1 protein-coding gene is annotated in these 318 nt (G+C 66.0%); it reads left to right on the top strand.

Annotated elements, in window-relative coordinates; genetic code table 11:
• A partial coding sequence (locus D7X12_RS42205; RefSeq protein ID WP_147444046.1) for a condensation domain-containing protein occupies window positions 1–318 on the top strand: 318 nt, incomplete at both ends.

The raw sequence follows: 318 nt of genomic DNA on the forward strand, positions 1-318 counted from the left end.
GCCAGGTGCGCGGCACGGTGCTCGAAGCGTATGAGCACCAGGACGTACCGTTCGAGAAGCTCGTGGAGGTGCTGCAGCCCACGCGCAGTCTCAGCCACACACCGCTCTTCCAGACGTTGCTGACGCTTCAGAACGTGCCCACCGAGGACGTGCGTCTGCCGGGCTTGCGCCTCCAGGGCCTGACCTCCGAGCACACGACCTCGAAGTTCGACCTGAGCGCCTTCTTCTCGGAGACGCCGGACGGCTTGCAGGGCGTGTTGGAGTACAGCACGGCCCTGTTTGAGCGGAGCACCGTGGAGCGGATGGCCACCCACCTGC

This window comes from Corallococcus sicarius, from assembly GCF_003611735.1.
GTDB classification, from domain to species: Bacteria; Myxococcota; Myxococcia; order Myxococcales; family Myxococcaceae; genus Corallococcus; species Corallococcus sicarius.